The organism is Neorhizobium sp. JUb45 (assembly GCF_004343585.1).
Classification (GTDB): Bacteria; Pseudomonadota; Alphaproteobacteria; order Rhizobiales; family Rhizobiaceae; genus Neorhizobium.
The window spans coordinates 1-12,876 of the sequence record NZ_SLYW01000018.1; the positions used below are offsets into that span (position 1 = coordinate 1).

12 protein-coding genes and 1 tRNA gene are annotated in these 12,876 nt (G+C 57.4%); 2 read left to right on the top strand and 11 right to left on the bottom strand.

Features of this window, described 5'->3' with window-relative positions:
* Positions 1–182: 182 nt before the first annotated feature.
* The 9 genes from EDF70_RS28755 to EDF70_RS28795 all read right to left on the bottom strand — a co-directional run bounded on the left by EDF70_RS28755 (position 183) and on the right by EDF70_RS28795 (position 8,753).
* Positions 183–1,013: an MBL fold metallo-hydrolase gene (locus EDF70_RS28755; RefSeq protein WP_132281471.1), complete on the bottom strand. Its 831-nt coding sequence runs from the start codon at positions 1,011–1,013 to the stop codon at positions 183–185.
* Positions 1,014–1,015: 2 nt separating this feature from the next.
* Entirely contained in the window at positions 1,016–1,798 is a 783-nt protein-coding gene (locus EDF70_RS28760) for a TatD family hydrolase (protein WP_132281473.1), read from the bottom strand.
* 12 nt (positions 1,799–1,810) lie between these two features.
* The gene (gene metG / locus EDF70_RS28765) at positions 1,811–3,370 is read right to left on the bottom strand and encodes a methionine--tRNA ligase (RefSeq protein ID WP_132281475.1); all 1,560 of its coding nucleotides are present in this window, start codon (positions 3,368–3,370) and stop codon (positions 1,811–1,813) included.
* Between the two features lie 105 nt (positions 3,371–3,475).
* Positions 3,476–4,504, bottom strand: a complete 1,029-nt coding sequence (locus EDF70_RS28770; protein ID WP_132281477.1) for a DNA polymerase III subunit delta' — start codon at positions 4,502–4,504, stop codon at positions 3,476–3,478.
* Positions 4,501–5,181 carry a dTMP kinase gene (gene tmk / locus EDF70_RS28775; RefSeq protein ID WP_132281479.1) on the bottom strand — a complete coding sequence of 227 codons (681 nt, stop codon included), beginning with the start codon at positions 5,179–5,181 and terminating at the stop codon, positions 4,501–4,503. The genes EDF70_RS28770 and tmk overlap by 4 nt, the downstream gene beginning before the upstream one ends.
* 131 nt (positions 5,182–5,312) lie before the next feature.
* Entirely contained in the window at positions 5,313–6,482 is a 1,170-nt protein-coding gene (locus EDF70_RS28780) for a D-alanyl-D-alanine carboxypeptidase family protein (protein ID WP_132281481.1), read from the bottom strand.
* Positions 6,483–6,644: 162 nt separating this feature from the next.
* On the bottom strand, positions 6,645–7,652 hold the full coding sequence (locus tag EDF70_RS28785; protein ID WP_245519423.1) for a septal ring lytic transglycosylase RlpA family protein: 1,008 nt from the start codon (positions 7,650–7,652) through the stop codon (positions 6,645–6,647).
* 412 nt (positions 7,653–8,064) lie between these two features.
* Entirely contained in the window at positions 8,065–8,211 is a 147-nt protein-coding gene (locus tag EDF70_RS30150) for a hypothetical protein (protein WP_165932181.1), read from the bottom strand.
* A 164-nt stretch (positions 8,212–8,375) separates the two neighbouring features.
* Positions 8,376–8,753 (bottom strand): PH domain-containing protein, encoded by a 378-nt coding sequence (locus EDF70_RS28795; RefSeq protein WP_132281487.1) that lies wholly within the window; start codon positions 8,751–8,753, stop codon positions 8,376–8,378.
* 177 nt (positions 8,754–8,930) lie between these two features.
* Between EDF70_RS28795 and EDF70_RS28800 the strand changes: the two genes are divergently transcribed.
* Positions 8,931–9,020: transfer RNA gene (locus EDF70_RS28800), tRNA-Ser, on the top strand.
* Positions 9,021–9,107: 87 nt separating this feature from the next.
* On the top strand, positions 9,108–9,248 hold the full coding sequence (locus EDF70_RS30155) for a hypothetical protein (protein WP_165932182.1): 141 nt from the start codon (positions 9,108–9,110) through the stop codon (positions 9,246–9,248).
* A gap of 1,645 nt (positions 9,249–10,893) precedes the next feature.
* Here EDF70_RS30155 and EDF70_RS28815 read toward each other — a convergent pair.
* Both EDF70_RS28815 and EDF70_RS28820 read right to left on the bottom strand, forming a co-directional pair.
* A complete protein-coding gene (locus EDF70_RS28815; RefSeq protein ID WP_132281489.1) occupies positions 10,894–11,229 on the bottom strand; it encodes a hypothetical protein in 336 nt (111 codons plus the stop codon).
* Positions 11,230–12,191: 962 nt separating this feature from the next.
* The gene (locus EDF70_RS28820) at positions 12,192–12,677 is read right to left on the bottom strand and encodes a hypothetical protein (RefSeq protein WP_132281491.1); all 486 of its coding nucleotides are present in this window, start codon (positions 12,675–12,677) and stop codon (positions 12,192–12,194) included.
* Positions 12,678–12,876: the final 199 nt, after the last annotated feature.

A 12,876-nucleotide genomic window follows, 5' to 3' on the forward strand; every position in this document is an offset into this window, starting at 1 on the left:
CGATATGGGAGTAGGTGCGTTTCATTGCAGCTTCCTTGCGAGTGACAACCCATTGGTATCATTCGCAAGTCGCACTTCATCCTTGAACCCACCCCGCCGATACACAAAAATTCGATAATCTATCTTATGGAACCTATGGATTGAAATGCGATATCAGCTGCTTGGGTTCAAGCGCTTACACATTACAGTTCGCTAGTTTCGAACGCTATCTCGAAGCTCAGTCCATCATAGGCCGGCTGAACATGTGGCGGCGTCTCGGCCATCACTGCATCGTAATCCAGCGGCGTATGCATATGCGTGAGAATGGCGCGTGATGGTGCAAGGCGTTCGATCCATTCCAGCGCCTGCTCAAGCGACAGATGGCTCGGATGCGGCCGGTATTGCAGCGCGTCGATGATCAGCGTGTCGAGGCCCGACAGACGTTCGACGCTCTCGGCAGGAAAATCGCTGACATCGCTGCAGTAAGCCACATCGCCGATCCGGAAACCCAGCGAATGGATGTCGCCATGCACCTGCCTGTGTGGCATGAAGGACATCGGCCCGCCGGCACCGTCGATGACGATATTGCTGTAAGGCTGCTCGATCATGCGGGCAATGGCGATCGGCGGATAGCTGCTGCCTTCCGGCGTTTCCAGACAATAGCCAAAACCCTGGCGAATGCGTGCCAATGTCTCGGCATCCACATGGATCGGCACGCGGTGATGCTGGACGATAAAATAGCCGCGCAGGTCATCCAGACCATGGAAATGATCGGCATGAGCATGCGTATAAAGCACGGCATCGAGACGATCGACCCTGGCGCTGATCATCTGCGCGCGAAAATCGGGGCCTGTATCGATGACCACGGTCGTTTTTCCGCCATCGGGGCCGATCTGTTCGACAAGCAGGCTGGCGCGTGTGCGGCGGTTTTTCGGGTTGTCCGGGTTACAGGCCCCCCAGTCACCATTCAGGCGCGGCACGCCCGGCGATGACGAACAGCCGAGAATGGTGAAACGCCGCCGGTAACCCGCCACGATCAGAGCCTCGGCATTTTCGCAAAGATGCGAAACGCGTTGTCCGTGGTGATCTTGGCCATTTCATCATAGGTCAGGCCATGCACATCGGCCAGAACCTCGGCGGTGTTGACCACGTAGGATGGTTCGTTGCGCTTGCCGCGCCAGCGTTTTGGCGCAAGGTATGGCGCATCGGTCTCCACCAGCAGACGGTCGAGTGGCACGGTTTTGGCGATCTCGCGGATCTCTTCCGACTTCGGGAAGGTCAGGATACCGGAGAAGGAGACGTAACCGCCGTGTTCGACACCGGTGCGGGCAAGCTCAGCCCCGGACGAAAAGCAATGCAGGATGAAAGGGAAGGCCCCCTTCCCGCTTTCAGCGGTCAGGATTTCCGCCATGTCTTCGTCGGCACTGCGGCTGTGGATGACCAGCGGCAGGCCGGTTTGACGCGCCGCTGCGATATGACGCAGAAGCCCGGTCTTCTGGTCGGCCGGCGTCTGGGTGTCGTAAAAATAATCGAGGCCGACTTCGCCGATCGCCACAATCTTTTCATGGGCATTGGCGAGACGAACGAGATCTTCCGTCTGGATATCCAGTTCCTCGCCGGCATTGTTGGGATGGGTGCCGACGGAGCAGAAAACGGACGGATATTTTTCGGTAATCGCCAGCAGGCCGTCCAGCTTTTGAACCCGCGTGGAAATGGTGACCATCTGGCTGACGCCGGCCGCGTGAGCGCGCGCGACAATATCGTCGCGCTCCGCTTCGAAATCGGCGAAATCCAGATGGCAATGGGTATCGATCAGCATGTCTGTTCAGCCTTACGCGGACACTTCCGGCGCGACGTAACGCGGGAAAACCGGTTTTGGGGCTTCCAAGACCGTTCCGGGAACGAGACGACCGCTTTCACCAAGGGCTGCAAAGTCGCGTTTGTCGGCCGGCGCGGCCACCAGATCAAGCAGCTTTGTCGCCGATTCCGGCATATAGGGCTGCAGCAGGATGGCGATCTGGCGCACGACTTCGGCCGTCACGTAAAGCACGGTGCCCATACGTTCCGGATCCGTGTTTTTCAGGGCCCACGGCTGCTGGCCGGCGAAATAACGATCGGTTTCGGAGACGACGCCGATGATGGCTGCCAGCGCCTTGTGGATCGCAAGGCGGCCGATCTCTTCACTGCAGATCGCCAGAAGGCCGTCGGCCGTTGCCAGCATCGCCTTGTCTTCCTCGGTCAATTCGCCGGGCTGCGGGATCTGGCCGTCGCAGTTTTTCACGATCATCGACAGCGAGCGGCTGGCAAGATTGCCGATACCGTTGGCGAGATCGGCATTGATACGGATGCCGATACCTTCCTCGCTACAATAACCGTCCTGACCGAAGGAGATTTCGCGCATCAGGTAATAGCGGATCTGGTCGAGGCCGAAATGTTCGATCAGTTCGAACGGATCGAGCACGTTGCCGAGCGACTTCGACATTTTCTCGCCGCCCTTGGCCAGCACGAAGCCATGCGCATAAACGCGCTTGGGCAGCGGCAGGCCGGCAGACATCAGGAATGCCGGCCAGTAGACTGTATGGAAGCGGATGATGTCCTTGCCGATGATATGCGCATCGGCCGGCCAGAATTTTGCGCGCGGGCCGTTCTTGTCGGTCAGGTAACCGGTCGCCGTCAGGTAGTTGGTCAGCGCATCGACCCAGACATACATGACATGCTCGGGATCGTTCGGCACCTTGACGCCCCAGTCGAACGTCGTGCGCGAGATCGACAGATCGCGCAGACCCGATTTGACGAAGGAAATGATCTCGTTGCGGCGCTCGGCGGGACCGATGAAGTCCGGCTGGTCCTCGTAGAGTTTCAGCAGGCGGTCCTGATACTCGGAGAGCTTGAAGAAATAGCTCGACTCTTCCACCCACTCGACTGGCGTGCCCTGTGGCCCGTAACGAACGCCGTCGGCGCGGACTTCGGTCTCGTCTTCGCCGTAATAGGCTTCGTCGCGCACCGAATACCAGCCGGCATAGCTGTCCTTGTAGATATCGCCCGCATCGGCCATGAGGTTCCAGATCGCCTGGCTCGCCTCGTGGTGGCGCGGCTCGGTCGTCTGGATGAAATCGTCATTGGAGGCGTTGAGCAGCTTGCCCATGGCGCGGAATTCAGCCGAATTGCGCTGCGCCAGTTCTTCCGGCGAAATGCCTTCCTTGCGCGCCGTCTGCTGCATCTTCTGGCCGTGTTCGTCCGTACCGGTCAGAAAGAACACGTCACTGCCGGCGAGGCGCTGGAAACGTGCGATCGCGTCGGTTGCGATCAATTCGTAGGCATGGCCGATATGCGGCTTGCCGTTCGGATAAGAGATGGCGGTGGTGATGTAAAACGGTGTTTTGTCGGACATGGCGGCAGCACTCTGCAAATTTTCAGATTTGTCACCGCTCTTAAAGCAAGTTTTCGCGATGCGAAACAGCTTCTTTCCCTCAGCTTCGCAACCAGGGCGGAGCAATCAGCCCCGAACCTCCTCCAGAATGGAAATGATGGTCTGCTTGCGGTCGAGATTATAGGCCTGACCGATACCGATGCGTTGACCGATTTCGCTCGAAAGCCGCGCTGCCCGATCCGCACCGGCAAGATCGCCGGCAAGAGCCGCATTGCGCGCCCGCTCCACCAGATTTTCGGTCAGATGATCGATGAAGAAGCCGAACAGGACATCATTATCCTTGCCGGACAGCACGTCGGCGAGGCGGTGCATGGCTTTTCTGGCCCCTGCCCCTTGTGCCTTCTGCACATCCTCATAGGCCTTGATAATATCGTGCCCGCCGTAATTCATCAGTTTCAGCGCCTGTGCGACGCTGCCCTTGGCCAGCGCCGGCACTTCCTGCGCCTGTTTTCCGCCATCCAGCGGCGAGCCGAGCGCTGCCAGTGCCCTGCCGAGATTGTCATCCGAGAGCGGCTGCAGACGCAGCGGCAGGCAGCGTGAACGAATGGTCGGCAGCAGTTTGCCGGGCGCATGCGACAGCACGAGGAAAAGCGCGCGTTTCGGCGGTTCCTCAAGGATTTTCAGGATGGCGTTGGCGGCGTTGCGGTTGAGGTCGTCGGCGGGATCGATGATGACGATGCGCCAGTTGCCGGAACCGGATGTCTGAGAAAAGAAATGGCCGGCACGGCGCACTTCATCGACGGTGATGGCCGATTTGACCTTGCCGGTCTTGTCGTCCACCGGCCGTGTCAGATGCAGCAGATTGTGCGAGGCACCGGCAATGATCTGGCGGCTGACCATCGAATCGGGATCGGGCGTAGCGAGTTCTTCCGGTGCTTCCGAGGGTTCAGGATTGCTCAGCACATGATTGGCGAAACGGAAGGCGAGCGTCGCCTTGCCGATACCCTCCGGCCCTTCGATCAGGATGGCGTGGTGCCCTTTGCCGGAGCGGTAGCTGCGCGCCAGAAACTCTTCCGCCTCGGCGTGGCCGAACAGATTGGTATTGCGCTGCGGTGCGATGGCGCCATCGAGTACGCCGTATCCCTCGCCGCTCATGATACGGTTTCCGCGACACGGGCGACCTGCGCCAGAACGTCATTGGTGATGGCGGCAATATCGGCAGCGATTGCCTGTTCCGGCCTGTCGGCGTCGACGATGCGGCATCGCTGCGGCTCGCTTTCGGCGATTTCCAGATAGGCCTCGCGACGTTTTTCGTGGGTTGCCAGCTGCTCGCGTTCAAAGCGATCCGGCTCGGCGGTCTTGTCGATCGCTCCGCGACGACGGCCGGCGCGCGCAAGCCCGATTTCCGCCGGCAGATCGAGCAGGATGGTCAGATCTGGCATCAGACCATCGATCGCCGCCTGCTCCAGCGCCGCCATGAAGGCCGGTTCCAGATTGCCGGTCACGCCTTGATAGACACGCGAGGAATCGATGAAGCGATCGCACAGAACGGCTGCACCGCGGGCGAGTGCGGGCCGGATGACCTCTTCGACATGATCGTTGCGGGCGGCGGCGAAAAGGATCGCTTCCATGCGCACGCCAAATGCTTCGGCAGCCCCTGACAGGATCACATGGCGCACGGCTTCGGCACCCGGCGAACCACCGGGTTCGCGCGTCACCACCACTTCGAGGCCACGGCCTTGCAAATAGTCGGCAAGCCGGCGAATCTGGGTGGACTTGCCACTGCCCTCACCGCCTTCGAAACTGACAAAAAGTCCGGCTGATCCTGCCACTCTGCCTTCGCTCTCCTGGAGGCTCACGCGAGCCTGACGCCTTGCACCGATATGTGTGCGTTGCGCCGTCTTACCCCAAGTCTTGGTCGCGTGGAACCGTGATGGCGGCAATCAACAGGCGGAAAACCTGCTCAAAGCCAGAAGAACATCATCTCCATCATGGCGTCGGTCGCCTGCGACACCAGTGAGCCGGTGCCGACGGCCGATGCCGTATGAAGCGGCACTTCGCGCAGCAGCCTTTCGCCGGAATAGATTTTCAGCGTTCCTACCTCCTGCCCCGCGACGACCGGCGCCCTCAGCGGCCAGCGATAGACGATGCGGGCCGAAAGCCGCTCCGGATTGTTGGCCGGCACGTAAAGCTCGACCGGGCCTTTGGCCACGAGATCGACACGCCCCTGATCGCCGCCATAAACGCTGGCCTGCCCGACCGGCTCGCCATCCTTGAAAACCACCTTGTTTTCGAAGGATGTCAGCCCCCATTCGAGCACGCGTTTGGCCTCTTCCGTGCGTTCCTTGTCGCTGGCCAATCCGCCCATGGCCAGAAACAGCCGGGTACCATTGCGCTCGATCGAGGCGACGATCGCGAAGCCGGCTCCTTCGGCAAAACCGGCGCCGAGACCGTCGACACCGATATTCAGGCCCAGAAGCGGGTTCTTGTTGCGCTGGAAAATCTTGTTCCAGGTGAAATCCGGTTGACGGTAGAGGTCGTAATAATCCGGATAGCTCGTCTGGAGATGGCGGGCGAGCTCCACCATGTCACGCGCCGTTGTGCGGCTTTCGGCATCCGGCATGCCGGTGGAATTGCCGAAAATGCTGCGGCTCAGCCCGAGATCCTTGGCGCGATCCGACAATCTGGACGCGAACAGCACATCGGATCCCGCCATGCCCTCGGCGAGGATCATGCATGCATCATTGGCGTTCTGGATGACCACGCCCTTGACCAGATCCTCGACGCGGATTTCCGAATTGAGGGCCGCAAACATCGTCGCCGTGCCGGAGGGCGCGCCGCCCTTGCGCCATGAGTTTTCGGAGACGCGGTAGGTGGTGTCTGGGGTGATCTCGCCCTTTTTCAGCGCATCGAACACCAGATCCATCGTCATCAGCTTGGCAAGCGATGCCGGCGGAAAGGCCTGGTTTTCATTGTCTGCGAGGAGGACGGTGCCGGATTTCGCCTCGATCATGTAGACCTGGCGGGCCTTGGTGGCAAACAGCGGCGCAGCTTCACCGGGACCTGCCGCATGCACACACGGTGCCGCTGCGGAAAAGGTCAGGAGCGCCAACAAGGTGATACGCGTCAGCATGCTCGATCCCCGGAAAATGCATTATGAGATGATGTTACCGATTGCTAACAAGGCGGCTGAGCCCGCGCAATCTGGAGTGGCCATCAACTGTTTGTTTTCGACATGGGTTTTGTGCGGCAGGGCGGCAAAATTGCACCACCCTGCCCTGGCATCACGCGTGGATCAGCGGCGCACCCTCGGCAAGGGCATCGCGTTGAACGACTGCGCCTGCGCCTGCAGCGTATGCTCGCCATACTGCTGTTGCGGCATGGCGGCGACAGATCGCAAAGCGACCGGAGCAGAATAGGCTGTCATCGCGCCCGGACGCGACATCGGCACCGGGCCGACGAATGGCAGTTCGGCAAAATCCTGCATCGCCTGGAAGGATGCACCCTGACTGGGCGCCATGCCTTGCGTCGACGGAGCTGCCTGTGCCTGAACAGCTGCGAGCGCGGACGAGGCTTTCGACGACGGGCCGCTTGGGGTACGACCGGCAAGCGCCATGGGTGCAGGTGTCGGGATGGAGGAACCGTAGCTCTGCAACTGATCGCCAAAACGCTCGTTGGACGCCACCATGACGCCGGTTGCGATCTGGCCTTCGGGGCGGATGCCGGGAATGCGATCGCCCTTGCGGACGTAGGACGCCATCAGGAACGGCATGTCGTGACCGTCCATGCGGGCGCGGCCGACATACTGCACGTTCACATTGCCGGTGCCGGTGCGCTTCATGTCCAGCATGTCGGCCGCCTGACTCGACACGTCGATGATACGGCCCGGATGATAAGGTCCGCGATCGTTGACGCGGACGATGACCGACGAACCGGTATCGACATTGGTGACGCGCGCATAGCTTGGCAGCGGGAATGTCGGATGCGCCGCAGACAGATGGCTGGAATCGTAGACTTCGCCATTGGCGGTCAGGCGACCGTGAAAGGCCGAACCATACCACGACGCGAGACCGTTCTTGTTGTAGTTCGGATCTTCCTTGGGGACGTAGGTCTTGCCCTTCACCTGATAGGGATTACCCACCATGAAACGGCCACCGCCCTTCGGCACGGCCTTGCCGTCGCCAACCACGCGCGGACTGGCCTTGACGCCATATTCCTTCTCGGAAAAATATTCCTTGCTGCGCTGCTTTTGCTTCGGCTCAGGCTTGGAGGTCGCGCAGGACGCAACGCTCGCACACACCATAACGATACCGAGCCATCTCGCGCCGAGAACAAGCTTGCTGTTTTCTGAATTCAATTTTCTAGTCCCGCCGCTTTCGGGCCGCCCCAATCCCGTTTGGAGACAGTCCCACATGCAGTTCCGCGCGCCGCGCGCGTTTCCGCCTGTTGATCGCGCTTTATTTCTGCCCGCATGATGGCAAAATTGCGAATGAATTCTGTGGACTAGATAAAATACCGAATAACATGGTTAAAGATTGGTTTATTCGCCGGCCTTGCGCTTTGGCAGTCCCCTCGCCTCACAATGGCACGAGACGGGGAACGAGAGTGCCGAAACGAGGCAGTTTTGCGCAAGCCAATGGCGCGGTTTTGTCGGCAAATCATGGACAATTGCCGTCTGCGAACTATCTCCTGCGGGTGACTACAACCAGACCAGTTTAGGAGGAACTGCCTGTGAACAGAAACGTCATTGTCGGAATAGCTGTCGTCGTGATCATCGCGCTTGCCGTGTGGATGTTCATACCCGCCTCGAACGCGCCGACCACCACGACATCAGCGCCCGCCACGCCGCCGGCATCGAGCACCGCGACGCCTCCTGCCTCGCCTGCCCCCGCCACTCCGGCACCGGCAACTCCGGCGCCAGCGACGCCCGCACCCGCGAATTAAGCCGCACGAAAACGCGGCAATGGCCAGAGGCCGCCGGCTCGGAGGAGCGTCGGCGGCCTTTTTCTTGGACGGCACTAAATGATCAGCGCAGCACGCCGGTCGCCAACGCGCGCTGGATGCCTCGGACGTCGGTGCCCTTCTTCAGCGTCTTGGAGATCGGCGTGCTGCTGCCGGAAACCCAGATCTTTAGTTCCGAATCGAGGTCGAACGTGCCCGCCGTTTCCACAGAAAAGCGGGTGATGGCGCGGTAGGGGATGGACATATAGTCCACCTTGCTTCCCGTCAGCCCCTGAATGTCGACGAGGATGACGCGCCACTGGGTGAAGACGAAGAAGTCGCGGATGACCTTGAAGGCGAGGTCCGGCGTCTCGCCATCGATCAGCACACCGTTCAGTCGCTTGTTCAAATCGGCAGGATCCACCGAGGAACCGTGGCCGAGCAGTCCGTCAAAAATGCCCATGGCACCCTCTTAAAAGCGTTTATACCCGACCAAGTAGGTTATTGCCGGCCCAGAACAAGTCGACGACAGCGAAGGTGCAGTTGACGATCAGCCCTTGGACGCTGTAAAGCCGAATTCAGGAGTGACCGGGATTTTCATCCTGCGCATCAGCGAGGCTGCAAGGCCTGTACATCCCTTGGAAGAGTGTCCGAGTGGTTTAAGGAACCGGTCTTGAAAACCGGCGTGCGGGAGACCGTACCGTGGGTTCGAATCCCACCTCTTCCGCCATCTGCGTTCATATCTGCGAACCCCCGGAACATCAGGTTCGAGCTGTTTTTGATTAGCTCGTTCAACGCCCGCAACTAGGTCATTGACATGGCCCTGAATGTCTATGTGGTTGTTCCCCACAATCACAACGGCAACAATAGTGCTGAGATAGATTTTCGCGATGGCTCTGTTTTCGCCGAAAAGGACGTCGAGCATGTCGGTTCGAAAAAGGTCGACGCTGTCAATTGAAATATCCCCAGCGCATACGGAACTGCGGCGAAGTAGGTCAGAAAGCATTTGGTTTGCGGCCCGCAGTTCGATGGACACCGCTGTTACATCGTTTTGGTATGGGCGCTGGTCAGTGATGGATGGAACTTGTTTGGCAAGTGCGAACAAACCACTGAGTTCTGCTTCTGACTTTGCGATGCGTGCGCGGAGATTTGGTACCTGGCCGTCGTCTCGCTGCCTCAACAGCATTTCCCTATCTTGCAGTTTGGTCAGCAGCTCAAGCAGCCTGTCTTTCGAAAGAACCTGATCTTTAACGTGTTCCAATACGACCGCATCCAGTGCCTCTTCGCCAACTCTAGGTCGGCTGCATTTTTTTGTCGCAGTTGCGTCGGAAGCGCTTAGGCTCGTCCCCCTATTGGCGCTGCTGCAAACATAATAGCGGTACAGCTTGCCAAGTTTACCTGTACCTGTGCCTAAGGTCATAGAAGCACCGCAGGCGCATCTGGCAATTCCGGAGAGTAGGAGGGGGCTACTCGTAGCCTTGGCAGCTCCCATCTTGGGATCACGCCGCTCTAACATTTCTTGAACCCTGTCGAAATGCTCGCGGGAGACAAGCGGAGGTACCTTGAGCAGGCATACCTCCTGCTTTTCCTGAAACTGGTGTTCGACTTGGTTCACGCTCCAGTGATATTCACCGTAATAAATCGAATGGCTCAAAATCCTGTGGACACCCTGAATGCTCCACATCGATCCGTTCCTAGTGCGGTAACCCTGCTTGTTCAGCAAAAGTACCATGGTCTTTATACCCATCGGCGGGCTTGTGCCGTCCCCGTAGAGTGCTAGTGTATAAAGCTTCTCAACAACTGTGCGTTCTTCATCGTCAATTTCGAGCCTTGAACGTTGGGGATTTTCTGGACAAGGGACACGCTTATAACCGTGCGGCGCAACGCCACCTGGCCAGTATCCTTTGTTTATCATGTGTCGTCGGGCTCGCGTTGAATCGACTGACGATCGTAACGAGTGAAATTCATCCATGAGGTTAGTCAAGCGCTGCGCAACCATCCCGCCTGCGTCTTTGGAAAAGCTTTGCGTGATTGAAAGTATTTCCACATTCTTCTGATGCAAAAGTGTCTCAAAGACCATGTAGTCCCTAGTGGATCGGGCAAATCTGGAGGTGCTATGTATCAATATTTTGTCGAAAGGCGGCGTGCCTTCACATGAGGCATCTGCAATCATCCTCTTGAACTCTTTCCGCGCCGTTGATTTGGCAGATTTCCCCGGCTCATAATATATTGCAACAACTACATAGTTTTGTTGATCGGAATACTTTCGAAGCTGGATTTCCTGATCGGGCATTGAGAGATCGCTCCGGACGCTCCTGTCGCTGGAGACGCGCACGTAAAGTGCTACACGGATGGGAGAGATGGAGGGTGCGATGGTTGCAGGGAGGGCTGCTTGTCGCTTCCTACGTTCGAAAGTGGTCTCTCTCTTAATCTTTCGGCTAAGCACGTCATCAAAAAGAAGCTGTAGAGGGTTTCGCGGATCGCTGAAACGCGTGTTTTCGGCCGGAGGTTTCTTAGTTGAGGCTCTATCAGTCTTTGACTTCTTTCCAAGGACAGATGTTGAATGTGGTTCACTGCGGGATTTTGCCATCGTTATCAATCCTTTAAAATCTGTGTGTTGGTTTTGTTTTCAAAATCACTGCAAGGGCATTAACTTCGCGATCCGTCACACGAGGTGGCAGGGCAACTGAGTTGGAAACCTGCCATTTCGATGCGTTCGCTCGGCAGATTTTTTCGATCTTCGTCAATTTCGGTGGATTGAAGCTCTCGGCTGGTTCCTCAAGTAACCGGCCACACGCAACGTCAAGCCTCGATACTTCCTTGTCCTGTCTGTTTTGCGATGGGTGTCGTGATCGGCGATCGTCTACTGCGCTCGGCGAAAATATTCGCGAGCGATTTTCGGGCTCCTGCGGATTTCCATTCTCATGGTCAATGGTCATGCACGCCACCTCGGTTTTTGGTTCAGTACGCCGGCAGTTGCGATATCGCTCCTGTTATGCGTCTCGCGAAATCACCGCCCCCTTCATCACGAGTACAATGAAACAAAAACCTTAGAGAGAGTCAACAAGCCTATGAAATCATTATTTAATTCAGAATAGTAATTGAAGACACCAGGGCGCGGAAGGCCTCATCAACTCAAGGGCATACTGAGGTCTTCCGCAAAAGACTTTAGGTTTTGAATTCCGCGAAAAAATGCATTTTGAGTGCATCAATTGCTGGACAGATCGACCGCGAATGTGCAGCTCAATAGCCGGCGGAATAAATGGGGCGGTCGAAAAAAATGCGAAACGAACGCACGAAAAATTCACACGCAGACGGATAATTTCGAAATTGACGTGTCGCCGAGTTTGTTGGATTTGCTACGTCCATCTGCGAAACTGGCCAAGATGCTGATTGCGCGGCGGCTGCATCCATCGAAATTTTTGCCAACACGGCGCACGCGGCGTGGTTTCAGCAGCTGTGGGATGAGCGCCGAATGACAAGTGAGATTTCCGGCCGCACGCAAGCCGTCTAAAGGCCTCACTTCTGAACCGAGGTGACACGGAGGCCGAGAACCGGAAGATTATACGCCAGTGCTGCATCCTGCGGACAACAGCTCCACGAGCCCGTTGTGAAACTGAACTTCCAAAGACGTGCAGACTTTTTTCAGCAAGTCACTTCTGAGAATTTGACGGCATGTTAAATGTCATTCCGCACACCCGTCCAAAATCATCAGAGACTATCTTGACGCCTCGTGCGTTCAGCGCATTCAGGATTTTGTCTAGTGATGCCTGTGTTACATGCCCGTCTTGCTCGAGCCGATAGACCGTTCTCGATGCAACTTTGGCCGCATGAGCAAGCTCAATTTGTCCGAGCCCTGTATAGGCCCTAGCGGCACGAGCAATCGAAGGATCGAATAACTTCACGGTTCAGCCCGATCTGGGCCGGACAGCGGCGTCTCTGCCCACTTGATGCCCACGCCGTAGAACAAGCCTGACGTAACGTCGCCCCATCCGAGGAACGCGATGCCCTCCCGCTCGTAATACGACCTTAGACGAAGCGAGGAGGCTTGATCGACCGATCCACCTGTCTCCATGAGACCGATCTTTCGTTGCGGAACCCCGGAACGGTCAGCTATTTCGGATTGGTTTTTGTTGAGAATCGCCCTCGCTGGGCCAAATGCGACACCTGTCCGTTCAGTGTGAAAATCGGATGGCATCGGAGATAGAGCCGGCAGCTGTGACGGAGAACGCCACCGCACCCCAAGGCCTGCCGTTTGCCCGGTCGCAAGATCGACTGTTCCTAGAAACTCTATGCCCAAATTTTCATAGAACATTTTGAGCTTTGCATTGGTGGAATTGCCGAGTGGGTTTTCGCCCTCTGCGAGCCAGAGGGCTTTTTGAGTCATCAACGCGCCGTTGGCCGCTTCTCGCTGGCTAAGTCCAGCAAGCGTACGGGCTGCTCTAAGTGCATCGGCGGATAGAAGCGTTCTCATAGAAACCTAAGGCCGGTTTCAGAACGAAATGTCAATTTTCTTCATTATGAAGTCTTTTAATTCTTCATAGACTCATTGTAGAAGCGTCTATGACGTCATTTTCGTATGGCAT